Here is a 26,429-nt window from a genome sequence, read left to right as displayed (position 1 = left end):
CAGCGAAATCGATTTGGACTGAAACGCCACTGCCGCGATGCCCCATCAATTATCGTCGTCGCTGCAATGCCTTCCCAGAGCAACCAGCGTTTCCGTCCGCACCGGCGTTAAAGGGACGCGTGGCGGCGGCAAAGGCCACCCCAACAGGTGCCGCGCCGCCGTCGCGCAAACCTTGCCCTGACAGGCTCCCATACCACAGCGGCTGCTCAGCTTGGCCGTGTTCCAGTCAGGTTGATGGCATACCTGTTCCAGCGTGACGTCTTCGCAGCGGCACAGCAGCGTCTGCGGTTTGGCCAGATAACTCATGCGTTCATCAAGCGCAAAAGCGGCCGCTGTCGACGTGGCGAAACACCGCCATCGCCGCCGCTGCGCCGTCAGGGATTCGGCTTTTGCCTTTTGCCCGGTGGCGGCATAACCGGCGATGGCGCCGGTGGTGAGCGCCAGTTCACTGCCGCCGATACCGGTACACTCCCCGGCGGCATAAATTTGCGCCTGGCTGGTTTGCTGCCAATAATCCACCGCGACGGCGTCGTGTGCGATCCGGCATCCCAGCAGCATCGCCAGTTCAATATTCGCCACCAAACCGAAGCCGCAGGCCAGCCTGTCGCAGGCCACCGTACTTTCCCGCCCGCCGTTGCCGACGCGCACTGACGTCAAACGCTCTTGCCCCAATGCCGCCAATACTCGGCTATCGGCACGGTAATGAGGCTGAATCAGAGAAAACGACTGACGCAGCTTGGACGGCCAACGCCACAGGCCGCCGGCAAACGCCGCCAATCGCCGCAGCGCCGCCTGTTCCGCGACCAGCACGACCTCGCCACCGGCCTGTTTCACACTTTTCGCCACCGCCAACAGCAACGGACCGCTGCCGGCTATCACCACCCGCTCACCGCGGATCGCCAGCCCCTGCTTGATTTGCGCCTGTAGACCACCGGCGCCGCTCACTCCCGGCAACGTCCAGCCAGGAAACGGCAGCAGCAGCTCACGGGCGCCATTGCATAGAATCAGCTTTTGATAGCGAATCACGCCGCAGCCTTCGGCGTCTTCATACGCCAATCGGTTAGCGCCACACTGCGCCACCAGCTTGCAGCCGGAGTGCAGCACAATATTTTCCCGCGCCGCCATCGCCTGCCGATATCGTCTCGCCGCTTCAGGCAAAGCCACCTGCGGCCCATCACGCCAGATTTGCCCACCGGGGTGCGGATTATCATCGATCACCCGTATCTGCCCCTCGTTTTCCGCCGCCGCCAGCGCTGCCGCCATGCCGGCCGGCCCGGCGCCGACGATCAGCACCTCGCAATCGAAGTCACTCATCATCGCTCCTCTCAATCCGCATGCCGGATTGGCACAACGTCTGGCACGCCAGGCGGCGCAGACCGTTAATGGTTACCCGGCACTCCTGACAAACGCCCATGCCGCAAAATGGTGCGCGCGGCTGGCGTGAAATCGACAACCGGCAATGATCCCCGCCGCACAAACTGAGCGCCGCGGCAACGCTGATGCCAACCGGCACCCGGTAGGGTTTGCCATCGATGCTCAACGCGAGCGTGTTTTGCCTCTCTTTCATACGGACAACTCCTCGGCGGCAAACGCCCGCGCCGCCAAATACGGGGAATCATCAATCTCCGGCGCCTGCCGGCCGATCTGCGCAGCAAGCAGCGCGGCGCTGCCGAGGGCGGTCGTGACGCCCAGCCCCTCGTGCCCCAACGCCAACCACAACCAGGTATGCCGCGGATGTGCGCCCAACAGCGGCAATCCATCGGCAGAGGCGGCGCGCAGCCCGGTCCAACAGCGAATGATGTTCAGCTGCGCCAGTGTGGGCAAGAAATGCTGCGCGCGCATGAGCATCGCCGCCAGCAGCGGCATATCCAATGACGAATCGACGGAATCGAACTGGCGGGAAGAACCGATCAGCCATTGCCCGGTGGGCCGCGCCTGCACATTGAACGCCACGGAAGCGCCGTCGCTGGCATGCGCGCTGGCGCCATACCCCAGCTCCACCAACTGATGCCGCACCCGCGGCGGATAACGATCGGTGATCGCCAGGTGGCCCTTCTTGGCACGCAGCAACGGCTGCGATAACAAATCATTGGCCCGCAGGCCGCAGGCCAAGACGACCACCGGCGCCGCCAGCTCTCTGCCGTCCGCCAACCGCACAGCCGCCTCGTCCAGCGCGATCGCTTCACCCTGCACCACATCGATCGCCACGCCAGCGTCGGCCAACAGCCAACGCGCCGCCTGCGGCGCATACAAAATGCCGTCGCCCGGCACCCGCAGCCCACCGGCGAGCCCCTGCCGCAGCATCGGCTCCATGGCGGCAACCTGCTCCGCCGTCAGCAGTTCCGCCGCCACGCCCTGCTCCGCCAGCCGCGCCCGCTTTTGTTCGGCGATGGCCATTTCATTCGCTTGCTCCGCCAACCACAGCGTTCCGCAGCCGCGCCAGGCGCAGGCTTGCGGCATCCGGCCCGTCACTTCACGCCATAACCGCAGCGAATAAGCGCTCAACGCCAGCTCGGCCGGGTTGTCGTCCATGCATACCAGGTGCCCCATGCCGGCGGCGGTGGCGCCAGCGCGACAGTCGTCCACCACCGAGACGCGGTACCCCTCCCTCGCCAACCGCCAGGCGCAGGCGGCGCCGATGATGCCGGCACCCACCACGATGGCATCAACTCCCCGTCCGCCGCCCATCAGCGTATGCCCCAGACAAAAGGATCGCGTTCGTCGAGCAACAGTTGGCTATCGGCGCATACATAAGCCTGCCCACGAATAAAGGGGGTGATGCGCTCGCCGTTCCAGCGGTAATAAGCCTGGAATTCGCTGCCGATAACGCTGGCCTGGCGCCAGTGCATATCGGGCGCCAGTTTGCCGTCCGCCGCCAGACACGCCAGCTTGGCGCTGGTGCCGGTGCCGCACGGCGATCGATCGTAGGCTTTGCCGGGGCACAGCACGAAGCTGCGGCTGTCGGCCTGCGGATCGTCACCGAACAGCTCGATATGGTCGATCGCCCCGCCGTCTTCGCCACGAATGCCCGCCTGTTCAAGCGCCTGCCGGACCGCCCAGGTGAACGCGGTCAGCGCCTCCAGATTGTGTTTATCGATGGTCAACGGCGACTCGCCGATGAGAAAAAACCAGTTTCCCCCCCAGGCAATGTCCCCCGTCACCGGGCCGTAACCGGCCACCTCAACTCGCACCTGGTGGCGATAACGATAAGCCGCCACGTTCTCTACGGTAACGCTGCCGTCATCATGCAGCGTGGCGTTCACCGGGCCGACCGGGGTCTCGATCAGATGACGCCCGGCGCGGATGCGCCCGAGATGCGCCAACGAAGCAATCAGCCCGATAGTGCCGTGGCCGCACATGCCCAGATAGCCGGTGTTGTTGAAAAAGATCACCCCGGCGGTAGCCTGCGGCGAACAAGGCCGACACAGCAACGCCCCCACCAACACGTCATTGCCGCGGGGTTCGAGCATCACCGCGCAGCGCCAATCGTCATAATGTTGCGCGAAATGCGCCCGCCGTTCCGCCATGCTGCCTTCGCCAAGGTCGGGGAAGCCTTCGACGATCAGCCGGGTCGGCTCCCCGCCGGTATGAGAATCGATCGCCCGCAAAGCGGTGATATGCGCAGAAAGTGCCATCGGCGTCTCCAGGGTTAATGAGATGTTACCAATGGCGTTAGCCTGAACGAATGCGCGCATGACGGCTTGATGCGTTTCGGCGTGGCGAATGAAGAAATCAGCACAATGAGGACAGGCTAGCCTGGCCCATCACGGGCATACGTTTAACGCAACCATAATAATAACTTATTTATCATGACGTTACTTTCATGCTAGACCACCGCGTAGCGAGAAATACCGCAGTTTTCAAGCAACCGGCGCGCGCCGTCCGGCAAAAGTATGCGGCGATCCGCATATTTGGTAGCCAGCCGGAAATAGCGCTTGATTCGTTACAAAAAAGTTAATATTGATGCGAAAGCGCCAACCTGGCCGCCTGTTTTTCCGGCTAACGACCGAAAAGGGACTGCTATGCGATCCATTTCAGACCATCAACATCAGATTTCTCCCTCACCGCCTGCCCTGGTGGAGCTGCCGGATCAGGAGGACGTTTTCGCCGTCGAACATTTGTCGCGCCTGTGCGACGGGCTGGCGCAGCAGCGTCCGAACAACCTGCGCGATCTGCTCAATACGCTGGCGCTGATCGCGCCGTTGCTGAACGCGATTCCCAATGTGGTGTTCTTTATCAAAGACGCCCAGGCGCGCTACCTGTTGGCCAACCTGACGCTGGCCAGGCGCTGCGGCTTCAAGACCGTCGCGCCGCTGCTGGGCAAGACGTCCGCCGACGTTTTCCCCGCGCAGCTCGGATCAGGCTACACCGAGCAAGATCTGCGGGTATTGCGCCACGGCGTGCTGATCCAGGATCAGCTGGAAATGCACCTGTACAACGGCCGTGAAACCGGCTGGTGCCTGACGCAAAAGCTGGCGCTGTACGACGCGCAGGGAAAAATCATCGGAATGGCGGGCATTTCACACGATCTGCAAGAGGCCAAAGCCAATCATCCGGCTTACCAACGGCTGGCCGCGATCGACGTATACATCCGCCGCCACTACGCCCGGCCGATCGCGCTCGAGGAGCTGACGGCGTTGACCGGGTTATCGGTGGCGCAGATAGAACGCTACTGCAAACGTATCTTCCACCTCACTCCGCGCCAGATGATCCACAAAGTGCGGCTGGAAAAGGCCACGGAACTGCTGGCGGGCGAGCTGCCGATCACCGACATCGCGCTGCAGTGCGGCTATACCGATCACAGCGCCTTCAGCCGTCAGTTCAAAGCGATGACCGGTTCCACACCGCGCGATTTCCGCCTGACGCTTTCCGCTTAATTCGCTGATTTACCGCATTAAAAGCATTCTTTATGGCGCACCGGCGCCCGATTTCTGCATGCCCGCTTTCCGGCGCCATTGTGCCAATTTCGTCGCAGCAATCGGCGAAAAGCGTCAAGCCTCCCTGTGCAATACCGGTCAATCTGTCGGTGAGCCTCACCAAAGATTCACTTTTTATTAACACTTTCGGACGACAGGACAAACACGATGAGCCATAAAACCCTAAGCTGGAGCGGCGTATTCCCGGCGGTGACGACCCAGTTCCGCAACGATTTTTCTCTGGACCTCGACGCCACGCATACGGTGATCAAAAACCTGGTGCGCGACGGCGTCTCCGGCCTGGTCGTCTGCGGCACCGTCGGTGAAAACACCTCGATGACGGTACAGGAAAAGCTGGCGGTGATCGAAGTGGCAAGGGACGCCGCCGACGGCCAAGTGCCGGTGATCGCCGGCATCGCCGAATTCACCACCGCCTTCGCGCAAAACATGGCGCGTGAAGCGCAAAAGGCCGGCGTCGACGGCATTATGGTGATGCCGGCGCTGGTCTACTCCGCCAAGCCGCACGAAACCGCCGCGCACTTTCGCAGCGTCGCCGGCGCTACCGATCTGCCGATCATGGTCTACAACAACCCTCCCATTTACAAAAATGACGTCACGCCCGACATCCTGACCTCACTGGTCGACTGCGAGAACATCGTGTGTTTCAAAGACTCGTCGGGCGACACCCGCCGCTTTATCGATCTGCGCAACGAAGTCGGCGATCGCTTCGTACTGTTCGCCGGGTTGGATGATGTGGTGCTGGAGAGCATCGCCGTCGGCGCGCAAGGCTGGATCTCTGGCATGTCCAACGCTTTCCCGCGCGAAGGGGAAACCCTGTTCCGTTTGGCGAAGGAAAAACGCTATGAGGAAGCGCTGGCGCTGTACAGCTGGTTCATGCCGCTGCTGCATCTCGATGCCCGCCCCGATCTGGTGCAATGCATCAAGCTGTGCGAACAGCGGGTCGGCCGTGGCAGCGCCGTCACTCGCCCGCCGCGTCTGGCGCTGCAGGGGGAAACGCTCTCCGAAATCAACGCCGTGATCGATAAAGCGCTGGCCACTCGTCCCGCGCTGCCGGACGTCGGCCTATAACGCCTTCGCCGCCCGGCCACGCCGGGCGGCGCACTTTCTCTACCAGGGGGACCCATGCCCAACGCTCGCGATACCGCCATCAGCGGCCAACAATTTATCGGCGGCCAGCGCCGTGCTACGGGAGAAGCGGCGCTGCTCAGCCTGCGCGCCGACGACGGTCAGCCGACCGGCTACCGCTTCCACCAGGCTACGGCGGCAGAAACCGCCGCCGCCGCCGAAGCCGCCGCGGCGGCCTTTGATCCCTATTCGCAATGCAGCGCCGAACAACGCGCGAGTTTTCTCGACGCCATCGCCGAGGAGCTGGACGCGTTGGATGAGACCTTCTTCGCCTTCGCCATGCAGGAAACCGCCCTGCCGCCGGCGCGGTTAAGCGGCGAACGCGCCAGAACCAGCGGCCAGATGCGGCTGTTCGCCACGCTGCTGCGACGCGGCGACGTCGAGGGCGTGCGCATCGACTGCGCGTTGCCGCTGCGTTCTCCTCTGCCGCGTCCCGATCTGCGTCAATATCGCACGGCGCTCGGTCCGGTGGCGGTGTTCGGCGCCAGCAACTTTCCGCTGGCGTTTTCCACCGCGGGCGGTGATACCGCCGCCGCGCTCGCCGCCGGCTGCCCGGTCGTGTTCAAGGCACACAGCGGCCATATGATCACCGCCGAGCTGACCGCTCAGGCGATCGAGCGCGCAAGGGAACGTATGGGCATGCCCGCCGGCGTCTTCAACATGATCTTCGGCAACCGTGTGGGAGCCGAGCTGGTGCAGCATCCGGCGATTCAGGCCGTGGGGTTTACCGGCTCACTGCAAGGCGGCCGGGCGCTGTTCGATCTGGCCGCGCAGCGTCCCCAGCCGATCCCGGTCTTCGCCGAGATGTCGAGCATTAACCCGGTCGTGATCCTGCCGCAGGCGTTGGCTCGGCGCGGGCAGCACATCGCGCAGGAACTGGTCTCCTCCTTCACGCTCGGCTGTGGCCAGTTTTGCACCAAGCCCGGCGTGATCGTCGCGCTGCGCGGCGTCGCCTTCGAACGGTTGGCCGCGACGATGAGCGCATTGGTCGACGCCGCCCCCCCACAGCCGATGCTGAATGCCGGCACGCTCGAACACTACCGGCGCGGGCTGGCCGCGCTCGATGCCCATCCGCACATACGGCATCTGGCGGGGGAGCGCGAGATTCTGCCTCACCGGGCAGCGGCGCAGCTTTATCAGGCGGAGGAAACATTGCTGCTGCAGGCCGATCCGCTGCTGCAAACAGAGGTCTTCGGCCCGGCCAGCGTGCTGGTGACGGTAGATAACGAAGCGCAGCTGCATGCGGCGCTGGCGGCGTTGCAAGGCCAGCTGACCGTCACGCTGCTGGCGGAAGACGGCGATCTCGATATGGCCGCCGGGCTGACGGCATTGCTGACGCGCAAAGCCGGCCGGGTGCTGTTCAACGGGTATCCAACCGGGGTAGAGGTGTGCGACGCCATGGTGCACGGGGGCCCTTATCCGGCGACCAGCGACGCACGCGGCACCTCGGTAGGCACGCTGGCCATCGAGCGTTTCCTGCGGCCGGTCTGCCTGCAAAACACCCCGGCGGCGCTGCTGCCGCCGCCGCTGCAGGACGCCAACCCGCTCAACCTGCTGCGGCTGGTGAACGGCGTTTACACCCGAGATCCCATAGTTTCACCTGTCCAACATTAGCCCGGCCGCATCTGCCTGCCACTCAATAACAAAAGGGTAATACCATGACAACCCAAGGCAAATTCAAGAAGCAGCTTACGCTCACCGATCTGACGTTCATCGGTCTGGGCGCCATATTCGGCTCAGGCTGGCTGTTCGCCGCCAGCCATGTCTCCTCCATCGCCGGCCCCGCCGGCATCTATTCCTGGCTGATCGGCGGCCTGGCGGTGCTGCTGCTGGGCATCGTCTACTGCGAGCTGGGCGCCGCCCTGCCGCGCGCCGGCGGCATCATTCGCTATCCGGTGTTCTCGCACGGCGAATTGATGGGCTATCTGCTGGGGTTTATCACGCTGATCGCCTTCTCCAGCCTGATCGCTATCGAGGTCGTCGCCGCCCGTCAGTACGCCGCCGCCTGGTTCCCGCTCCTCAGCCAGCCGGGTTCCGGCGATCCGACAGCGCTCGGCTGGCTGGTGCAGTTGGCGCTGCTGTGCTTTTTCTTCGCGCTCAACTACTACAGCGTCAAAACCTTCGCCAAATCCAATAATCTCATCAGCGTGCTGAAGTTTCTGGTGCCGCTGTTGGTGATCGTGGTGCTGTTCAGCTTTTTCAAACCGGAAAACCTGCACAGCCAGGGCTTTGCCCCCTTCGGCTCCGCCGGGGTTGAAGCCGCCATTTCCGCCGGCGGCATCATCTTCGCCTACCTCGGCCTGACGCCGATCATTTCGGTCGCCAGCGAGGTGCAAAAACCGCAGCGCACCATTCCCATCGCGCTGATCCTGTCGGTAGTGCTGTCCACCATCATCTATGTGCTGCTGCAGATAGCGTTTCTCGGCAGTATCCCCAGCGAGATGCTGAGCGGCGGCTGGGCCGGCATCAGCCAACAGTTTTCCCTGCCTTTCCGCGATATCGCCATCACGCTCGGCATGGGATGGCTGGCGTTTCTGGTGGTCAGCGACGCGATCGTTTCGCCCAGCGGCACCGGCAACATCTACATGAACGCCACGCCTCGCGTGATCTACGGGTGGGCGCGCGCTGGCACCTTCTTCAAACTGTTCACCCGGGTGGATGGTAAATCCGGTATCCCGCGCCCGGCGTTGTGGCTCACCTTCGCCCTCTCGGTCTTCTGGACGCTGCCGTTCCCATCGTGGGAAAAGCTGATCGGCGTGGTGTCCGCCGCGCTGGTGCTGAGTTACGCCATCGCCCCGGTCACCGCCGCCGGGCTGCGGCGCAATGCGCCCGATATGCCGCGTCCGTTCCGGGTGCGCGGTTTCTGCGTGCTCGGCCCGCTGTCATTTATCATTTCGGCGCTAATCGTCTTCTGGTCCGGCTGGGACACCGTCTCCTGGCTGCTCGGCTTGCAGATACTGATGTTCTTCATCTACATCCTGTTCAAGAATCAGGTGCCGACCCACGCCGTTAGCCTCAGGCAGCAAATTTGGTCCTCGCTGTGGCTAATCGTCTTCTATGCGCTGACGATCGCGCTTTCCTACCTCAGCAGTTTCGGCGGCATCGGCGCTATTGCTCATCCGTGGGACACCCTCACCATGGCGGTGATTGCGCTGGCGATTTACTACTGGGGCGCCTATACCTGTTTACCCCAGGCCAATTTTATCGGCGATGAAGAAGAATGACCCAGGGAGGACATCGAAATGACAACCATGCACGTTTTGTCGCTGGAACACGCTTATCAACTGGCGCTACGCGCACTGCGCTGCAACGGCTTCAATCAGGCGCATGCCGAGACAGTGGCGCAAAATGTCATTCAGGGCGAGCGCGACGGCTGTGCTTCGCACGGGTTGTACCGGCTGTTGGGCTGCGTCCGCTCATTACGGGCGGGCAAAGTCTCTGCCGATGCGAAACCCAGGCTCTTCGACCAGGCGCCGGCCATCTTGCGCGCCGATGCCGGCGGCGCCTTTTCCCTGCTCGCCTACCGCACCGCTCTGCCGGCCTTTATCGATAAGGTGCGCGCCAACGGCATCGCCGCCCTGGCGATCAACCGCTGCGTGCATTTCTCCGCGCTGTGGGCCGACATCGAACCGCTGACCGAACAGGGTTTAGTGGCCTTAGCCTGCACGCCCAGCCACGCCTGGGTGACGCCGGCCGGCGGCTCACGCCCGCTATTCGGCACCAACCCCATCGCCTTCGGCTGGCCGCGCCCGGCTCGGCCGCCGTTTTTGTTCGACATGGCCACCAGCGCGGCGGCGCGCGGCGAAATCGAATTGCATCGCCGCGCCGGCACCCCGCTGCCGGAAGGCTGGGGCATTGATAAGGCAGGCAACCCCTCCACCGACGCCGCCAGCGTGTTGGAGGGCGCGATGCTGACTTTCGGCGGCCATAAAGGCTCGGCGCTGGCGGCCATGGTTGAATTGTTGGCTGGGCCGCTGATCGGCGACATGACCAGCAAAGAATCGCTGGCCTATGACGACGGCACGGGTTCATCGCCCTACGGCGGTGAACTGATCATCGCGTTGGATCCCGAGCGTTTTCTCGGCGCGGATAAGGAGCGGTATTTCGCCAGCGCGGAGGCGATGTTTGCCGACATGCAAGCGCAAGGCGCACGCATTCCCGGCGAGCGGCGCTATCGGCAACGACGCCACAGCGAACAATACGGCGTGGAAATCCCCAGGACGCTGTACGACGAGATAGCGGCGCTGTGCGATTAGCGCCGAATTGATGCCCCCGCGCCGCCAATCCGGCGCGGGGCGAAGTTTAGCCTGCCTGAGCCAAGTCGCTGTGCAGGCGCTTGCGCCATACGGGTTTGCTGTCCCATTGGGCGAAATGTTTCGCCTCTTTACCAGGTTGCACTTTGTGCCACATGCCCTCTTGCCACCGGATCGGTTCCTTTCCGCGCAACGTTGGGCGGGTCTGTTTAATCGTTCGTTGCAAGACGCTCGCTTCTTCCGCAGTAATGTTCGGCGCCTGTCTGGCGGCGTCCAGCGCGCGGCTTCCCAGCGGCGCCATCACCTGATACAACACTTTGACCTGCTGCAGCGTCGCTTGCTGATTCGTGCTCATGCCTTTGCCGGACCAGTCGTCGAAATTTTCACCGGGATCGTCACCCTGCGCGCGATATTCGTTACCCGGCCCCTCGACGATATTCCAGCCTTGCCAGGTCACCAGGGTATGTAACCCATCGCGATCCTGCAGATTTTCATTCTTGATCTGTTTGAGCACCTCGGCGCGGTTAGGCACACCGATCAGATTCATAAACTCGTCGAGCGCGTTCCAATGCTCGCCAGCCACCAGACCATTCCAGACATTGCGTAAACAGTTCCAGGGGATGGTGTGATGCCAGGTCAGCGTGATAAGCGGTTTGGTTGGCGTATGTTGCCAATGGCTCGGTTCACTGCCTCGATCGCCTCTGATGATCCCATCGACTTCTAATGGCATGGCTGCCCCTCTTCTGGCTGAAATAAAGAATATGCGCAAGGCCGCTGGCCCGGTCGGCATAAAAAACGTCAGCTAAAATCGTAGCAGCTCAGGCTGAGATGGCAATAAAGCAGCCTGCGTTCTGCGGCCGACCGGCGACCGCAGAACGCGCATGAAAACGGCGGGCTTAAAGGAGGATTATCGAACCACCATCACCGATATATTGGCATGGCGAACGATGGCGGCGGCGTTGGAGCCCAACAGATAAGTTTTCACGCTCGGGCGACGCGAACCGATGATGATCAGATCGGCGTCGATCTCTTCCGCCAGTTCCAGCGCCTGATCGCGCGCAGAGCCAAAGCTGACGGTGTAATTGAGGCGATCTAACGGCAGATCGATTTCCGACATGATTTTCTTCAGCTTCTCCACCGCCTTCACTTCCGCCTGATTCTCAAACTCCTTGAGACCGAACGAATAGGCAGTAACAAAAGCCGAGGCATCCGGCAGCGCATGGAAAAAATGCACTTTAGCGCCGGACATCTTCGCCAAATATTCCACATGCTTCAGCGCATGCTCGGTCAACAGATCCTCTTCAATATCTATCGGCACTAAAATAGTCTTGTACATATCACATCCTTTCTATGTAAACCGGGTGCCTACAGAGTACTGCCGCGCACGGGCGCGGTGAACCGCTTTATCACGCTTTTGTGATCGGAGGTAAATACTGATAAGGACAATGCTTAATTTAACAAAATATAAACATCGCGCCGCTAACTGATAGGCGATTAATTATTTATTTCTCGCAATTAAATCAGCTGTAAATAAACGGCTTTGGCGGTGGCTGCGGTCTTATTAGCGACCGAAAGTTTTTTAATCGAGTTACCGATATGGAAATTGATCGTACGTTCACTCACACCCATCAGCAGCGCGATCTCTTCCGCGGTTTTGCCTTCGCTGCACCAGCGCAAGATATCTTTCTCGCGCAGCGTCAGCACATCTTTTATCGCTTCGTCGTTCACCGATATCAACGCTTCACGCAGCGTTTTGTGGGCGGTTTGCGCCAGCCAAAGGAAAAAGAGTTCATTCACCGCGCCGGCCTGCGGCGTTTGCTGCGGCAGCGCCTTGCCGGCAAAAGTCAGGATCCCCAGGCGGCCATAGCAATCCTTGACCGATTGCGACCACCCGGTGTGCAGACCAAACTGCGACATGCGCTGCCAAAGCGCCGGCCGCTCGTGATAAAAACTTTCGTCCCACTGGAATTGCAGCGTGGAATGGTGGGCTCGCTCGATGACAGGATCCTGCAAATATGCCCGCTGCCGCCGATAATCCTCGAGATAGCGCGCTGGAAACGTTCCTTCAACCCGCATTTTTGGCCGGCTCGCCGGGTAACAGGAAAAAACGATGTAGGAGAAATAATCAAAACCCAGCGCCTCGACGCAGCGCCCCAGTTGGGTCAGAAAACGTTCGCGATCGGTCAAACTGCCAATCACCTCCGCCATGAGCCGTTGAGTGCGGGTATCCATAACGCAGGTTCTCCAAATAGCGATGTCGATTTATCGATAGGTCAGACTCACTATAGGATATCGCCGCCCGGCGCCAATAGCCGTTTCATATAATAAAAAATACGAACGCTATAACGAAAAAAGCTATTCCCCGGTTTATTTCCCTCAGAATAAGCCTTTTTATTGGGCTGAGCCGCAAAACTACGCGAATAGCATAACCCCGTCTGCAGGTAAACCTGTCATTTCTACCGTTAGACAGTCAAGACACCGCCAATTACTTTCCTCACAGGCACCCGGTGCCGCCGTAAATCCAAAGAGATAATAAGCATTTGCGAATTTCGCATGGCATACAGTGACGGGGATTTTCTATGGCAGAAAGTAATGCGGCAATTCAATCGGCTGCGATTATCGGCGCGGGAACGATGGGCAGAGGCATCGCTTATCTTTTGGCGCAAAAAAGCATTCGTACGGTGCTTTATAATCGCAACGGCAATACCCTCAATCAAGCTCGCGACGCTATCGTGCAAGACCTGAACAAAAAGGTGGAACAGGGCAAGCTCGCGCTGCAGGACAAAGACGCGGTGCTGGCTAATCTGACGTTCTCCGCGGAATTTGGGGCCATCGCCGACAGCGATCTGGTGATCGAAACCATCGCAGAGCATGAGCAAGCCAAACTCGAGGTGCTGGCGGCCATCGCCGCGACGGTCAAGTCCGACACGCTGATCGCCACCAATACCTCCTCACTGTCGCTTAATAAGCTGGCGACGGCGGTGACGCACAGCGAACGCTTTATCGGTTTGCACTTTTTCAACCCCGCGCCGCTGATGAAGCTGATTGAAATCATTCCGGCCTATTTTACCGCACAGGTTACCACCGAACGTTGCCGTCAACTGGTGGCGGCGTTGGGGAAACGCGATGTCGTCTGTCAGGCCACGCCGGGATTTATCGTCAACCGTATGGCCCGCCCCTACTATCTGGAAGGGTTCCGCCTGTTGGAAGAACACGTGGCGCGTGCGCCGCAGATCGACCGCGCCCTCAAAGCCGGCGGACACTTTCGCATGGGGCCGCTCGAACTGACCGATTTTATCGGTCAGGACATCAACTATCAGGTCAGCCGGCAAATTTGGCAGGACATGCAGTACGATCCGCGCTATACCCCGGGCCATCTGCAGCGCTCGCTGGTCGATGCCGGTCTGTTGGGCAAAAAGAACGGCCGCTCCTATTTTTCCGCCGAAGAATCTCCTCCGCCGCTTGCGGCCGCCGTCGATGCGGAGGTCGAGACGCTACGCATTTACGGTGAACATCCTCTCTTTACTCTGCTACAGCAGCGGGCCACCCTGCAATGGCCGCGGCTGCGCGTGGAACAACGGCCGACATTACCGGGCCTGGGCGCCGCCATTCAGGTCAATGACGCTTTCACCGTCAGCGTTACCGATGGCCGCACGGCAAACCAGCTTGCCGAACAGACCGCGGCGGACGCCTTTGTCGTCGATGTCGCCCTGAACTACGGCGATACGGCGTACCTGGTGGCGGCGCATAGCCGCCATGCCTCTGCGGCCAATAAGGCGCTGTTTTTACGCCTGCTGCACACCGCGATCCCGCAGGTGGAATTTATCAAGGATTCCCCGGCCTTGATCGTCGCCCGCGTGCTCAGCAGCCTGATCAACGAGTCGGTTATCATGGTGGAAAGCGGCGTCTGCAGCCGGGAAGACATTGATGTCGCCGCCGTCGCCGGCGTGAACTACGCCGACGGTATTTTCGGCTGGCTCACTCGCCTCGGGGAGGAAAATGTCAGGACGACGCTGAGCAACCTGGCGCAATTGCTGCACGCGGCGCGCTATGCGCCGCATTACACCCTTCTGCACGCCGCCCAACCGGCGCTGACCACCACGCCTTAAGGATCCATGATGAGCATTAAAGATGACGGTGTTTATCTGATCGACGGCACGCGCACGGCGATCGGCGCCTATGGCGGCAGCCTGGCGCATACCCGCCCCGATGATATGGCGGCGACGATTATTCGCAGCCTGCTTCAGCGCCATCCGGCGGCGCAGCAGGATCTGGATGAAGTGGTGCTGGGCTGCGCCAACCAGTCCGGCGAAGACAACCGCAACGTCGCCCGCATGGCGACGCTGCTTTCCGGGTTGGATCAGTCGGTGCCGGCCATCACCCTCAACCGCCTTTGCGCCTCCGGGTTGGATGCGGTGATCTACGCCGCGGCGAAAATCCGCAGCGGCCTCAGCGAACTGATTCTGGCCGGCGGCGTGGAAAGCATGAGCCGCGCGCCCTATGTGCTGAGCAAGGGCGAAACGCCGTTCGACAAGGGAGTAAAACTGTACGACACCACGCTGGGATGGCGCTTTGTCAACCCGCGCCTGGCGGAACGCTACGGCAGCGATCCGCTGGGCATCACGGCGGAAAACGTGGCCCAACAGCAGAGTATCTCGCGAGAGGAACAGGATCTGTTCGCGTTGGGCTCGCAGCAAAAAGCCCGCCGGGCGATCGACAGCGGTCGATTGGCGCGGGAAATCACGCCCGTGGATGTGCCGGCGGATCGTAAAACCACCCGCATATTCGCACAGGACGAATTCCCCCGGCTCAGCACGCTGCAGCAGTTGCAGGCGCTGAAACCGGCCTTCGCCGCCGGTGGTTCGGTCACCGCCGGCAACGCTTCCGGCATCAATGACGGCGCCGCCGCGCTGCTGCTGGCCTCCGGACGCTACGTGAAACGCCAGGGCTGGCAACCGCTGGCGGAGATCGGCGACAGCGCGGCCGCCGGCGTCGCGCCGGCGCTGATGGGGCTGGGGCCGATCGCTTCCACCGAGCGCTTACTGCAGCGCGGCGGGTTCACCTTGAACGACTTCGACATCATTGAGATTAACGAAGCCTTCGCCGCGCAGGTTCTGGCGGCGCTGAAACACTGGCACATCGACGCCGGCGACGCGCGCGTCAACCCAAACGGCGGCGCCATCGCGCTCGGCCATCCGCTGGGAATGTCCGGTACGCGCCTGGTGCTGTCGGCGGCGCTGGAATTACGCGATCGGCAGGCCGGCAACGCATTGGTCACAATGTGCGTCGGCGTCGGTCAGGGCCTGTCATTAAACCTTAAAGCCGTTTAACACAAGGAACATGCTATGAGCGTACTGAACATTCTTGAAGAAAAGTTGGCGGAAACCAAAAAACAGGGGCGTTTTCGCGAGTTCCTCAACCTTGAACGCGGCGTGCAGGACAAACCCTGGGCCACCAGCCACGGGCAGCAAGGCGAGCGCCGTCTCAACGTCTGGTGCTCAAACGACTATCTGGCCATGAGCCACCACCCCAAAGTGCTGCTGGCCACCACCGACGCGGTTAACCGAGTCGGGTTAGGCACCTGCGGCGCCCGCAGCATTTCCGGCACCTCGGTCTATCACACTGAACTGGAAACGCTGCTGGCCAGCGCCTACGGCAAAGAGTCGGCGCTGCTGTTCACCACCGGCTTCGGCGCCAACGACGCCACCTTGTCCACCCTGTGCGACGCCATTCCCGATCTGATCGTGTTCTCTGACGAACTGAATCACGCCTCGATGATTTACGGGATTCGCTACAGCAAGGCGGAGAAAAAAATCTTCCGCCATAACGACGTGGCGCACCTCGCCGAGCTGCTGCAGGCCGCCGATCCGGCGCGGCCAAAGCTGATCGCCTTTGAGTCGCTGTATTCCATGGACGGTGACTTTGCTCCTCTGGCGCAGATTGTGGCGCTGGCGGAACAGTATCAGGCGCTGACCTATCTCGACGAAATTCATTCGGCCGGCGTGTATGGCGAACGGGGGCTGGGCTATGCCGAACAGCTGGGCCTGTTGGATAAAATCACCATTATCCAGGGCGGGTTCGGCAAGTCTTACGGTGCGGCGGGCGGCTATATCGCCGCGCCCCGTTCGGTGGTGGAAGCCGTGCGCAGCTGGGCGCCGGCATTCGTCTTCAGCACCTCGTCGCCGGCGCCGGTGGTGGCCGCCGCGTTGGCCAGCTTTAAATACAACCTCGAGCACGACACCCAACGCAAGCACCTGCTGGCGATCGTCGATCACCTGAAGACCGGTCTGCGCGCCGCCGGCATCCCGCTGGTGTCGGCAGACAGCCATATCCTGCCGCTGCGGGTCGGCGATCCCCATCGCAACAAACACATCAGCCAGGTGCTGCTCGATGAGCATGATATCTACGTACAGCCGGTCAATGCACCAACGGTGCCCGCGGGCAGCGAGCGGCTGCGGGTGACGCCGACCTCGGCGCATTCCCATGCCGACGTGGAGACGTTCCTGGCGGCGCTGGGACGGGTCTGGGCAGCGAACGATCTGCGGAGGGCGGGATGAAGTTAGCGGATTATAACGGCCATCTGGTCACGCTTTGTCTGATGGCGACCGGTACGTTCGCCATCGGCACCGACGCCTTTATCGTCGCCGGCGTGCTCAGCGACATTTCCGACACCTTTGCCGTCAGCCCCGCGCAAGCGGGGCAGTTGATATCGATATTCGCGCTGGCCTACATGCTGTTTGCGCCTCTGACCGCCTGGCTGCTGGGCAACGTCAACCGCAAGCATATCCTGCAGTTGGCGCTGGTGCTGTTCATCGCCGGCAACCTGGCCTGCGCCTGGGCCACCAGCTACCTGCAGATCTCGTTTGGCAGAGTGCTGGCGGCATTGGGGGCGGCCTGTTACACGCCACAGGCCGCCGCCGCTGCGGTGGGGCTGGTGGCGGAAAAGCGTCGCGGCCTGGCCATTTCCATCGTCTATGGCGGTATGACGTTGGCTATTGCGCTCGGCATTCCGTTTGGTACCTTTCTCGCCAAACTGATCGGCTGGCGTGAAATCTTTCTGTTCATCGCCCTGCTGGGAGCGATTGCGCTGCTGGGCCTTTCGCTGGCGCTGCGCGCCATTGCGCCACCGGGCAAGCATTCGCTGAAAGAGCGGCTCGCTCCGCTGCGGCAAAAGGCGGTGCTGACTACGCTGCTGATCACCTTTTTTGCCGTTTGCTCGGAACACATCGTGTATAGCTACGTCAGCGTATTGCTGAAAAACACCCAGTTCGGCCCGCAGGCGATCCTGCCCCTCGCGCTGCTGGTGTTCGGCATTGGCGCGGTGATCGGCAATTTTGCCTCCGGCGCGCTAACCGATGCCTTCGGCAGCAAGTTCGTGCTGCTGTTTTCCGTGGCGATCCAGACGTTGTCCCTGTTCCTGCTGGCCTTTTACGTCACCTCGCCCTGGTGGGTGCTGGCCATCTTTCTGGTCTGGGGCATCACCGGCTGGATGTATCTGGTGCCGATCCAGCATCACCTGTTGTCGCTGTCGAAACGCTTTGGCGCGCTGACCGTGTCGCTCAACAGCTCGGTGCTGTACGCCGGCATCGCGGCCGGCGGCATGCTGGGCGGCCTGTCGCTCTATGCGTTGCCGGCCCATTATCTGCCACTGTTTTCGCTGCCGCTCGGCGCCATCGCCCTGCTGTTGACGCTGATCTTTTTCCGCGGGGAGGCCAGCGATGAGTGAATCACCGCCGGTGCTTTACGAACGTTATGGCGAGCAGGTTGCGGTCATCACCCTCAATCGGCCGGAGAAAAAGAACGCCATCAACCTGCAGATGGCCGAGTTGATCCGCAGTTACCTGCGGCAGGCGGATAATGACGATACGATACGCGCGATCGTCCTGGCCGGTCAGCCGGCGGTATTTTCCGCCGGCATGGATGTCAACGCGTTCCGACAGGGCGAACTGCCCATCGTCACGCCGGAGGGATTCGGGGGACTGATCCATGCGCAGATCGCCAAGGTGATCATCGCCGCCGTTGACGGCATCGCTTACGGGGGCGGCTTTGAGCTCGCCCTGGCTTGCGATCTGATCGTCGCCGGCCAGAACGCGCGCTTCAGCTTTCCCGAAACCGGGCTCGGCTTGGTCGCCGCGCAAGGCGGATGCGCGCGCTTGCCGGCGCGAGTTTCTCCCTATGTCGCCCTCGACTGGCTGCTGACCGGCAGAACCGTCGGTGCGCGGGAGGCCCTGTCACACGGCGCCATTTCCCGCATCAGCGAGGGCTCGGCTCGGGAAGAAGCGCTGCGCATCGCCGAGCAGATCGCCGGGAAGGATCTCGCCGCCAGCCTGGCCGTGAAGGCCATCGTGCGCCAGGGGCTGACGCAGCGCGAGGCGCCATCGTTCGATTTTCAGCAGGCGCCGGTCGAACGCCTGCGTCAGGCGGCCGCTCGTCGTTAACCCCCTTATTGCTTGCCGGCTTGCCTGAGCCGGCATTTCCCGCTACGCCTCCCCGCCACAGCTCATTTTACGCAGCCCGCCTCTCGGCGCTGGGCTACACTGCCGGTAGCCCTCATGCGCTGATAAGGAAAAATAATGCGCCACTTGCCTCTGCTGACCCCCAGACTGATCTTGCGCCCGTTCACCGCCGACGATCTGCCCCACTTTACCGCCTACCGCAACCATCCTGACGTGGCGCGTTACCAGAGCTGGAGCGACTACAGCGCCGCACAGGCGCAGGCCTTTTTCGCACAGCAACAGCGGCTCGCGTTCAACCGTGATGACAGCTGGTTTCAACTGGCGGTCGAGCGCCGCGAGGACGGCGCGTTGCTGGGCGATGTCGCGGTGCATTTTTTCGATGAAGGGCGTCAGGCTGAACTGGGCGTGACCTTCGATCCGGTTCATCAGCGGCAAGGACAGGCGCGCGAGGCGCTAAGCGCCGTCATCGCCCTGCTGTTCGGGCCGCTGGCGAAACACCGCATTACCGCCGTGGTGGACGCGCGTAATCTTCGCGCCGCCGCGTTGTTCAGTAAGCTGGGCTTTCGCCGTGAGGCCTGTTGGCGGCAAAACGTGTTTTTCAAAGGCGCATGGGGTGATGAATTCGGTTTCGCCCTGCTGCATAGCGAATGGCGGGAGCATGAACGACATGACGCTGTTGAATAAATACCTTGGGCAATACCAGTTCTCTGAGCGGCATACGATCGTCATCACCGCGCCGCAATCGCGGGTGTTGGACGCCGTGGCCGCTTACGATCCCAAGCGCGATCGTTTTTTCCGCAGCATGATAGCGCTGCGCGAATTGCCCGCGCGGCTGATGCCACGCGATAAGCCCCGTCCTCCGCCGTTTGGCCTGCATAACTTTTGCCTGCTTGAGCAGGATGAAACCGCGTTGGTCTATGGCCTGATCGGCCGGTTTTGGCAGGCTGAATACGGTTTGGTGAAGGTCGCTGACGGGGCGGACTTTCAGGCCTTCGCTCAGCCCGGCGTCGCCAAACTGGCGCTGGGGTATGCCGCGAGCCCGCTGGAGGGCGGGCGCTGCCGTCTGGTAACGGAAACGCGCATCTTCTGCCCCGACAGCGCCAGCCGGCGGCGGTTTACCCCCTACTGGTATGCGATTCGCCTGGTGAGTGGGTTGATAAGACGCCGCATGCTGCGCGCCATTAAAACCGCCAGCGAAAAGCAGACGGCGAATCATTCACCAGATTGATTAATTTAAGAGCATTCTTAGAGAATGAAAATCATTATCAGCCTATTTTTTAATCACAACAAGATAGTGTTGAGAAGCCATTGACCCCGCCCCCTGCGGGGATTTTTTCGCCTATTTATCGCCTGTTTCAGGGAACGCCTGCATAAACAGGAAGGTGCAAGGCTTGCGCTGATACTGATTGATCTGCGGCACCAGCCGGGTGAAATGCTCGGTCTGGCAATGCACTTCGAGAGCCGCGCGATCCGGCCAGCTTTCGATAAAAATAAAGTGCCCGGGATCCTGCTGGTCGATGCACAGTTCATAACTGATGCACAGCGGCTCCTGCCGGGTTTTCTCCACCAGCTCGCGATACCACGGCATAACGGTGTCAATGTGTTCCGGGTGAATGAAATCTCCAGCAATGACCTTCAGCATGTTGCGCTCCTGCGTTCTGTTGTGCCGTGCTTCACCTTATCGCCCTCCCTCGCGAGATGAAAGCGCCACTCTCCAGTGTCGGTCCTCGGGTTCCCAATTCGGTGATAGCGCACACAGATCTCGATCAAAGCGCTTGAACGCCTCCTGGCCCTGTGTGAACTTTCAATTAACAAAAAGGCAACACACCATTCACCATGGTGATATCTGTACCGATATGCCGACGCAATACGCGGCGTTTTTTTCGCCCCTAAAGGCCTGACCATTAGTCCTTTAGACCTTTAAGGCTCACGCAGAAAAGCCATGTCATCGCCGCATGATGGGCCACGGCGCCAGGACGGTCCTTATGACCGACGTTTATCATTCTCAGAAGAGAGGTTACCGCCAGTGAATCACGCCACCTATGCCGCTCCAGCGCTCAACGCCGCCATCCGCAAAACCTGGCGCAGACTGGTGCCATTGATGTTCGCCATGTACTTCATTGCGTTTATCGACAGGGTCAACGTCGGCTTTGCCAAAGACGCGATGGCCATCGATATCGCGCTGTCGCAATCCGCCTTTGCGCTGGGCGCGGGGATATTCTTTGCCGCCTATGCGCTGTTCGGCATTCCGGCCAACCTGTTGATGAATCGCTGGGGCGCCAAACGCTGGCTCAGCGCCACCACCGCGCTGTGGGGGGCATTGTCGGCCTGTACCGGGCTGGTGGCCAACGAGCAGCAATTTATTGTCCTGCGCTTTCTGCTGGGGATCGCCGAAGCCGGCTTTTACCCCGGCATCCTGCTGCTGGCGTCGATCTATTTTCCCAATAAGGTGCGCGCCTCGGTCATTGGCATTTTCGTGCTTGGCGTACCGGCGGCCCTGACGCTCGGCTCACCGCTGTCGGGGGCATTGCTGGAGATGCACGGCGTGTTGGGCAAGCCCGGCTGGTTCTGGATGTTCGTGCTGGAAGGGTTGCCGGCCGTCGTCCTCGGCGTCTTCGCTTTTTTCTATCTCGACGATAGCCCAGGGCAGGCCCGCTTTCTGACCGAGGAAGAACGCAATGCGCTGGTCACACAGCTGGCCGCTGAACAGCAGCGCACCGAAACCAGCAGCGTTAAAGCGGCGATGAGAAGCGGCAAAGTTTGGCATCTGGCGTTGATCTACGGCACCCTGCAAATCGGCGTATACGGCCTGATGTTTTTTCTGCCGTCGCAGATAGCCTCGCTGATGGGCACCCATCTCGGCTTCAAGGCCTCGTTGGTGGCCGCCATTCCCTGGGCATGCTCCGCGCTTGGCGTCTATTTCCTGCCGCGCTATGCCGACAGAAAAACCGCCAGAAGATTGCCGATCGCCGTTGGCTGCATGGTCGCGGCAGCGCTGGGGTTGGTCGTCTCTTCCTATGCCGGCCCGTTGCTCGCTATCGTCGCCCTGAGCTGTTGCGCAGTCAGTTTTCTGGCGGTACAACCCATTTTCTGGACGTTTCCCGCTCAGCTGCTCACCGGTCCGGCGCTGGCGGCCGGCATCGGTTTTTGCACCACGCTCGGCGCCGCATTCAGCTTTTTAGCCCCGCTGATCCGCACTGAGGCGGAACAGCGTTTTCACAGCCCGCATGCCGGGCCGCTGGTGCTGGCCGCCTTTTCGCTGCTGTGCGCCGTGCTGTTAGGGGCGCTCAGACATCGGCATGCTGAGGCACGCAAGCAAGACGCAGAGATAACCGGATAGCGACGCGTTATTTAGCCATTATTGAACCTGCGGATGGGACACTGACAGTCAGCCCTCTCGCCCACAGGTGTTAAATGGATGAATTGACGCACATTATCGCCAAATACAGCCCGGAACCGGAGATGTTGCTGCTGCTGATTTTCCTGTTCGCGCTGGGAAAATCCGTGATCGTGGTGTCCTCCGTCCTGCCGCCTGCCTCGGTGACGCTGCTGATGGGCATCCTTGCGGGCAAACATGCGCTGCCGATCGGCGCGGTTTGGGCGGCCATCGCCCTTGGCGCGGCGTTGGGCTCAATCCTGTCTTTCCACTGCGGCGCACTGCTCTGCCGTCGCGATCTTGGCCGCCGGCTGCCGGCACGCTTTCACGCCCCACTGCGCAAAGCGCAACGTTCCTTGCAAAAGCGCGGGCTGCCGCTGCTGTTCGCCTCGCGTTTTCTGGCGGTGATGCGTTACACCGTGCCGCTGATGGCCGGCATGCTGCAACTGCCGGCGAGGCACGTCTATGCCACCGCCGCACTCTCAGCCGCCGTTTGGGCACTGCTCTTGATGTCGGCCGCGCATGTGTTCCCCGTTTCTTGACCTGAAAGATTCTTGGGCAAATGCCCCATCCCTGCGCCGACGTTGCGCCAGCGCACAGCCTCCCTTGCCGTATAAAGTACGGTGCAACATCGCAGTTTGCGCCAGATCACCTTTCTGAACATCAGTCGAAAAATGCGAATTTTTTTGCAGAATACGCGCTTAAAACGGCGCCATGAGGGCACGATCAAAGAAATGTCTGAGCGTAACACGCTGATTTGGTTGGCGGGCCGTACAGGGGGCAAACCTCTGTCTCGTTGATTAGGCGTCAACGGCTCATCCGCCTGAGCTAACGGCCCAACGAGATAAATCGCCCTTCTTGTCAGCCTCGCTGTCAAACGCTTACACCCATTACTTTTTCTCATGCGAATTTTACAACCCTTTGTTTAATCAACGAGATAAGCCGCATAAGGTCTGTTAATCCCACCGTTTGAAGAGTAATCTTCCGCTCCCTGAACGTCCGATTTGCCTCCTCTCGTGTAAAGATTGATCGACTTTTATCCCGCGTATAAATGTTGTAAACATGTTGCACAAAGGTGGCGTTATTGCACTACCTTACTAAAGCCGGACCAACCGGATAAATGTATAAAAAAGAGCCACTTCAGAGCTCACGACTTCACTAATGACAGGTAAAACAGGACATCATCAGATGGTAGATCACTCTAAAATAGCGACTGACGCGACGCCCGCTTCAGAAGATCATCTACGGCGAAACCTCACTAACCGACATATTCAACTGATCGCCATCGGCGGCGCCATCGGCACCGGTCTGTTTATGGGTTCCGGTAAAACCATCAGCCTGGCAGGCCCTTCGATCATCTTCGTGTACATGATCATCGGCTTTATGCTGTTCTTCGTGATGCGCGCCATGGGCGAGCTGCTGCTGTCCAACCTGGAATACAAATCGTTCAGCGATTTCGCCGCGGATCTGCTCGGCCCGTGGGCCGGCTTCTTCACCGGCTGGACCTACTGGTTCTGCTGGGTGGTCACCGGCATCGCCGACGTCGTGGCGATCACCGCCTACGCCCAGTTCTGGTTCCCTGAACTGTCGCAGTGGATCGCTTCGCTGCTGTGCGTGCTGTTGCTGCTCGGCCTTAATCTGGCGACGGTGAAGATGTTCGGCGAAATGGAGTTTTGGTTTGCGATGATCAAAATCGTCGCCATCGTCGGGCTGATCGTCGCCGGGTTGGTGATGATCGCCATGCAGTTCCAGTCGCCGACCGGTACCGTAGCCTCGTTCACCCATCTGTGGAATGACGGCGGCATGTTCCCGAAAGGCATCAGCGGTTTCTTCGCCGGCTTCCAGATCGCGGTATTCGCCTTCGTCGGCATTGAACTGGTGGGCACCACCGCGGCGGAAACCAAGGATCCGGAGAAGTCACTGCCGCGCGCCATCAACTCGATTCCGATCCGCATCATCATGTTCTACGTGTTCGCCCTGATCGTCATCATGTCGGTGACACCGTGGAGCTCCGTAGTGCCGGACAAGAGCCCGTTCGTTGAATTGTTCGTGCTGATTGGCCTGCCGGCCGCGGCCAGCGTGATCAACTTCGTGGTGCTGACCTCCGCCGCCTCCTCCGCCAACAGTGGGGTGTTCTCCACCAGCCGCATGCTGTTCGGGCTGGCGCAGGAAGGCGACGCGCCGAAATCGTTCGCCAACCTGTCCAAGCGCGCGGTGCCGGCCAACGGCCTCACCTTCTCCTGCATCTGCCTGCTGGGCGGCGTGGTGCTGATTTACCTGATCCCGAACGTGATGACGGTCTTCACCCTGGTGACCACCGTGTCGGCGATTCTGTTCATGTTCGTCTGGACCATCATCCTGTGTTCGTATCTGGTCTACCGCAAACGGCGCCCGGCGCTGCACCAGAAATCGATCTACAAAATGCCGGCCGGCAAACTGATGTGCTGGGTGTGCATGGCGTTCTTCGTGTTCGTGTTGGTGCTGTTGTCGCTGCGCGAAGACACCCGCCAGGCGCTGATCGTCACCCCGCTGTGGTTCATCCTGCTCGGCCTGTCTTACGTGTTCCTGCGCAAGAAGAAAACCGCGTGATGCAAAAAGGGGCGGATATCTCCGCCCCTTTGCTCTTTTTTGCCTCTGCGCTAATCCGCTTCCGTCGCCACCGCCGCTTTCCCCTTGCGCCGTACGCGCAGCTCGCTGACCACCACCCCGATCACAATCAACGCGCCCCCCAACAACGCGACGCCCGGCAAACGCTCACCGGCGAGCCGCCCGACGATGCCCGCCCAGACCGGTTCGCCGGCGTAGATCACCGTAGCGCGCGTGGGTGAAACGCTGCGCTGCGCCCAGTTCATGGTCAGCTGAATCAACGCGCTGGCCAGCCCCAGCCCAATGGCGCTGTACAGCAGGTAATCCGAATACGGCGGCGGCGATTCGCCGGTCGGCGCCATCATCAAAAATGAGGCCAGCGAGGCGGTCGCCAGCTGCACAATGGTCACCCGGCGGATATTCACCTTGCCGGCGAAGGCGCCGATCAGAATGATCTCTGCCGCCATGCCCAGCGTGCCGGCCAGCGTCAGAATTTCGCCGAGGCTCAGCGACATGTCCGTGCTGCTCGGCGCCGCCAGCAGCATCAGGCCGGTAAAGGCCAGCAGAATACCGATCCACGACATGATGCCGGGGAACCGCCCCAGCACCAGCCATTGCAATAGCGGCACGATCGGCACGTACATGGCGGTGATGAACGCCGATTGGCTGCTGGTAATCGTCTGCAGACCGACGGTTTGCATGCTGTAGCCGAACATGATCGCCAGCCCGATAAGTACGCCCGCCTTCAGTTCATACAGGGTCAGGCCGCGCAGCACGCGCAGCGAAAACAGCGTCAACGCCAGCGTGGCGGTGGCGAAACGCAGACCGACGAAAAAGAACGGCCCGCTGACTTGCATCGCGTGATGCACGGCCAAAAAGGTGCCGCCCCAGATCATGGTGATGAAAATCAACACCGCTTCCGGCAACCTGATTTGCGGAACCATGGCGGAAATAAAGGATTTTTTTGCTGCTGACACCGGCTTGCCCTTCCTGCTGAGTGCAATATAATGCACAGATCCTGCCAGTATGAGATAAAGTCCGGCGATGAGCAATACGGCGCATAACGCGAAAACCGATCCCCCCAAAGTGCTGCAGTACCTGAGCAGCAATCTGCGCGGCTACCGCCAACAGGCGGGCCTGAGCCAGATGGCGCTGGCCGAACTTTCCGGCGTCAGCCGCCGCATGCTGGCGGGCATCGAGGCCGGCGATCGCAACGTCAGTCTGGCGGTGCTCGACAAGATCGCCGCCGCCCTGGCGATTTCGTTCACCGATCTGATTCAGGCGCCAGAGGCTCGCGGCAGCCATCTGGTAGGCGAGTTGGCCTGGCAAGGCGCACAGCCGGGCAGCCAGGCGCTGTTTGCCGCCAGCGTACCGGCGCGCCAACGGGCCGAGCTGTGGGAATGGACGCTGATGCCGGGCGAGCGCTACGACTCGGCGCCGGACGCCGAAGGCTGGAGCGAAATCATCTACGTGATTGCCGGCACCCTGACGCTGGAACTGGAACAAGGCACGCTGACGCTCAGCGCCGGCGCCACGCAAACCTTCAACAGCGATCAGCGCTACGCTTACGCCAACCACGGCGATCTCCCGCTGCGCTTTATCCGCAACGTCGCCTTCTGACTGCCCGCCGGCCCGCGCCGGCGGCGGATGTCGTGTCGCTGTCGTGCCGCTGTCGTGGCGCCGCTACCCCGCGCCT

25 protein-coding genes and 1 tRNA gene are annotated in these 26,429 nt (G+C 61.0%); 16 read left to right on the top strand and 10 right to left on the bottom strand.

The features are described 5' to 3' along the window. Positions 1 to 45 precede the first annotated feature (45 nt). From HWW83_RS02850 to HWW83_RS02835, 4 genes are read right to left on the bottom strand one after another with little or no spacing between them, the layout of a single operon-like run. The gene (locus HWW83_RS02850) at positions 46 to 1,314 is read right to left on the bottom strand and encodes an FAD-dependent oxidoreductase (protein WP_123061573.1); all 1,269 of its coding nucleotides are present in this window, start codon (positions 1,312 to 1,314) and stop codon (positions 46 to 48) included. Beyond that, complete coding sequence (locus HWW83_RS02845) at positions 1,307 to 1,567, bottom strand: (2Fe-2S)-binding protein (protein ID WP_033642632.1); 261 nt, start codon at positions 1,565 to 1,567, stop codon at positions 1,307 to 1,309. The genes HWW83_RS02850 and HWW83_RS02845 overlap by 8 nt, the downstream gene beginning before the upstream one ends. Then, positions 1,564 to 2,688 carry an NAD(P)/FAD-dependent oxidoreductase gene (locus tag HWW83_RS02840; protein WP_033642631.1) on the bottom strand — a complete coding sequence of 375 codons (1,125 nt, stop codon included), beginning with the start codon at positions 2,686 to 2,688 and terminating at the stop codon, positions 1,564 to 1,566. The genes HWW83_RS02845 and HWW83_RS02840 overlap by 4 nt, the downstream gene beginning before the upstream one ends. Then, on the bottom strand, positions 2,688 to 3,635 hold the full coding sequence (locus HWW83_RS02835) for a 4-hydroxyproline epimerase (protein ID WP_033642630.1): 948 nt from the start codon (positions 3,633 to 3,635) through the stop codon (positions 2,688 to 2,690). The genes HWW83_RS02840 and HWW83_RS02835 overlap by 1 nt, the downstream gene beginning before the upstream one ends. Before the next feature lie 387 nt (positions 3,636 to 4,022). On the opposite strand from HWW83_RS02835, the gene HWW83_RS02830 reads away from it, so the two are divergent. The 5 genes from HWW83_RS02830 (at position 4,023) to HWW83_RS02810 (ending at position 10,318) form a co-directional block, all read left to right on the top strand. Further along, positions 4,023 to 4,877: an AraC family transcriptional regulator gene (locus HWW83_RS02830; protein ID WP_033642629.1), complete on the top strand. Its 855-nt coding sequence runs from the start codon at positions 4,023 to 4,025 to the stop codon at positions 4,875 to 4,877. Positions 4,878 to 5,084: 207 nt separating this feature from the next. Continuing rightward, a complete protein-coding gene (locus tag HWW83_RS02825; RefSeq protein ID WP_089194524.1) occupies positions 5,085 to 6,005 on the top strand; it encodes a dihydrodipicolinate synthase family protein in 921 nt (306 codons plus the stop codon). A gap of 54 nt (positions 6,006 to 6,059) precedes the next feature. After that, positions 6,060 to 7,676: an aldehyde dehydrogenase (NADP(+)) gene (locus HWW83_RS02820; protein WP_176588971.1), complete on the top strand. Its 1,617-nt coding sequence runs from the start codon at positions 6,060 to 6,062 to the stop codon at positions 7,674 to 7,676. A 44-nt stretch (positions 7,677 to 7,720) separates the two neighbouring features. After that, on the top strand, positions 7,721 to 9,286 hold the full coding sequence (locus HWW83_RS02815) for an APC family permease (RefSeq protein ID WP_047571999.1): 1,566 nt from the start codon (positions 7,721 to 7,723) through the stop codon (positions 9,284 to 9,286). Positions 9,287 to 9,304: 18 nt separating this feature from the next. Continuing rightward, entirely contained in the window at positions 9,305 to 10,318 is a 1,014-nt protein-coding gene (locus tag HWW83_RS02810) for an Ldh family oxidoreductase (protein WP_033642625.1), read from the top strand. A 46-nt stretch (positions 10,319 to 10,364) separates the two neighbouring features. Here HWW83_RS02810 and HWW83_RS02805 read toward each other — a convergent pair whose 3' ends face one another. The 3 genes from HWW83_RS02805 to HWW83_RS02795 all read right to left on the bottom strand — a co-directional run bounded on the left by HWW83_RS02805 (position 10,365) and on the right by HWW83_RS02795 (position 12,547). After that, positions 10,365 to 11,045, bottom strand: coding sequence for a hypothetical protein (locus HWW83_RS02805; protein WP_033642624.1), 681 nt, complete (start codon positions 11,043 to 11,045; stop codon positions 10,365 to 10,367). Positions 11,046 to 11,222: 177 nt separating this feature from the next. Then, positions 11,223 to 11,651: a universal stress protein gene (locus HWW83_RS02800; protein ID WP_033642623.1), complete on the bottom strand. Its 429-nt coding sequence runs from the start codon at positions 11,649 to 11,651 to the stop codon at positions 11,223 to 11,225. 179 nt (positions 11,652 to 11,830) lie between these two features. Continuing rightward, positions 11,831 to 12,547, bottom strand: coding sequence for an autoinducer binding domain-containing protein (locus tag HWW83_RS02795; protein WP_047024917.1), 717 nt, complete (start codon positions 12,545 to 12,547; stop codon positions 11,831 to 11,833). Positions 12,548 to 12,894: 347 nt separating this feature from the next. On the opposite strand from HWW83_RS02795, the gene HWW83_RS02790 reads away from it, so the two are divergent. From HWW83_RS02790 to HWW83_RS02760, 7 genes are all read left to right on the top strand, one after another. Continuing rightward, positions 12,895 to 14,424: a 3-hydroxyacyl-CoA dehydrogenase NAD-binding domain-containing protein gene (locus tag HWW83_RS02790; RefSeq protein ID WP_176588970.1), complete on the top strand. Its 1,530-nt coding sequence runs from the start codon at positions 12,895 to 12,897 to the stop codon at positions 14,422 to 14,424. Between the two features lie 9 nt (positions 14,425 to 14,433). Then, positions 14,434 to 15,645 carry an acetyl-CoA C-acyltransferase gene (locus HWW83_RS02785; protein ID WP_060659687.1) on the top strand — a complete coding sequence of 404 codons (1,212 nt, stop codon included), beginning with the start codon at positions 14,434 to 14,436 and terminating at the stop codon, positions 15,643 to 15,645. A 15-nt stretch (positions 15,646 to 15,660) separates the two neighbouring features. Continuing rightward, positions 15,661 to 16,872 carry a 5-aminolevulinate synthase gene (gene hemA, locus HWW83_RS02780; protein ID WP_176588969.1) on the top strand — a complete coding sequence of 404 codons (1,212 nt, stop codon included), beginning with the start codon at positions 15,661 to 15,663 and terminating at the stop codon, positions 16,870 to 16,872. Continuing rightward, positions 16,869 to 18,041: an MFS transporter gene (locus HWW83_RS02775; protein ID WP_176588968.1), complete on the top strand. Its 1,173-nt coding sequence runs from the start codon at positions 16,869 to 16,871 to the stop codon at positions 18,039 to 18,041. The genes hemA and HWW83_RS02775 overlap by 4 nt, the downstream gene beginning before the upstream one ends. Then, positions 18,034 to 18,753 carry an enoyl-CoA hydratase-related protein gene (locus HWW83_RS02770; protein ID WP_176588967.1) on the top strand — a complete coding sequence of 240 codons (720 nt, stop codon included), beginning with the start codon at positions 18,034 to 18,036 and terminating at the stop codon, positions 18,751 to 18,753. The genes HWW83_RS02775 and HWW83_RS02770 overlap by 8 nt, the downstream gene beginning before the upstream one ends. Positions 18,754 to 18,888: 135 nt before the next feature. Continuing rightward, positions 18,889 to 19,455 carry a GNAT family N-acetyltransferase gene (locus HWW83_RS02765; RefSeq protein ID WP_060659691.1) on the top strand — a complete coding sequence of 189 codons (567 nt, stop codon included), beginning with the start codon at positions 18,889 to 18,891 and terminating at the stop codon, positions 19,453 to 19,455. Beyond that, entirely contained in the window at positions 19,430 to 19,999 is a 570-nt protein-coding gene (locus HWW83_RS02760; RefSeq protein ID WP_226886057.1) for a hypothetical protein, read from the top strand. The genes HWW83_RS02765 and HWW83_RS02760 overlap by 26 nt, the downstream gene beginning before the upstream one ends. A gap of 111 nt (positions 20,000 to 20,110) precedes the next feature. On the opposite strand, the gene HWW83_RS02755 is transcribed toward HWW83_RS02760, so the two are convergent. Continuing rightward, positions 20,111 to 20,413: a putative quinol monooxygenase gene (locus HWW83_RS02755; protein ID WP_176588966.1), complete on the bottom strand. Its 303-nt coding sequence runs from the start codon at positions 20,411 to 20,413 to the stop codon at positions 20,111 to 20,113. Positions 20,414 to 20,797: 384 nt separating this feature from the next. Between HWW83_RS02755 and HWW83_RS02750 the strand changes: the two genes are divergently transcribed. Both HWW83_RS02750 and HWW83_RS02745 read left to right on the top strand, forming a co-directional pair. Further along, positions 20,798 to 22,111 carry an MFS transporter gene (locus HWW83_RS02750; RefSeq protein ID WP_046686798.1) on the top strand — a complete coding sequence of 438 codons (1,314 nt, stop codon included), beginning with the start codon at positions 20,798 to 20,800 and terminating at the stop codon, positions 22,109 to 22,111. A gap of 74 nt (positions 22,112 to 22,185) precedes the next feature. Next, complete coding sequence (locus HWW83_RS02745) at positions 22,186 to 22,689, top strand: DedA family protein (protein ID WP_033642614.1); 504 nt, start codon at positions 22,186 to 22,188, stop codon at positions 22,687 to 22,689. 220 nt (positions 22,690 to 22,909) lie between these two features. Here HWW83_RS02745 and HWW83_RS02740 read toward each other — a convergent pair. After that, positions 22,910 to 22,985 (bottom strand) — tRNA-Arg (locus HWW83_RS02740). 350 nt (positions 22,986 to 23,335) lie between these two features. On the opposite strand from HWW83_RS02740, the gene cycA reads away from it, so the two are divergent. Beyond that, the gene (gene cycA, locus HWW83_RS02735; protein ID WP_033642613.1) at positions 23,336 to 24,736 is read left to right on the top strand and encodes a D-serine/D-alanine/glycine transporter; all 1,401 of its coding nucleotides are present in this window, start codon (positions 23,336 to 23,338) and stop codon (positions 24,734 to 24,736) included. Between the two features lie 50 nt (positions 24,737 to 24,786). Here cycA and HWW83_RS02730 read toward each other — a convergent pair whose 3' ends face one another. After that, positions 24,787 to 25,710, bottom strand: coding sequence for a DMT family transporter (locus HWW83_RS02730; RefSeq protein WP_142002260.1), 924 nt, complete (start codon positions 25,708 to 25,710; stop codon positions 24,787 to 24,789). 67 nt (positions 25,711 to 25,777) lie between these two features. Between HWW83_RS02730 and HWW83_RS02725 the strand changes: the two genes are divergently transcribed. After that, positions 25,778 to 26,353 carry a helix-turn-helix domain-containing protein gene (locus HWW83_RS02725; protein WP_089196865.1) on the top strand — a complete coding sequence of 192 codons (576 nt, stop codon included), beginning with the start codon at positions 25,778 to 25,780 and terminating at the stop codon, positions 26,351 to 26,353. Positions 26,354 to 26,429 lie beyond the last annotated feature (76 nt).

This window comes from Serratia ureilytica (genome assembly GCF_013375155.1).
Taxonomy (GTDB): domain Bacteria; phylum Pseudomonadota; class Gammaproteobacteria; order Enterobacterales; family Enterobacteriaceae; genus Serratia; species Serratia ureilytica.
The sequence above is the reverse complement of the archived record's forward strand: the minus strand, read 5'-3'. Positions and strand labels throughout refer to the sequence as shown.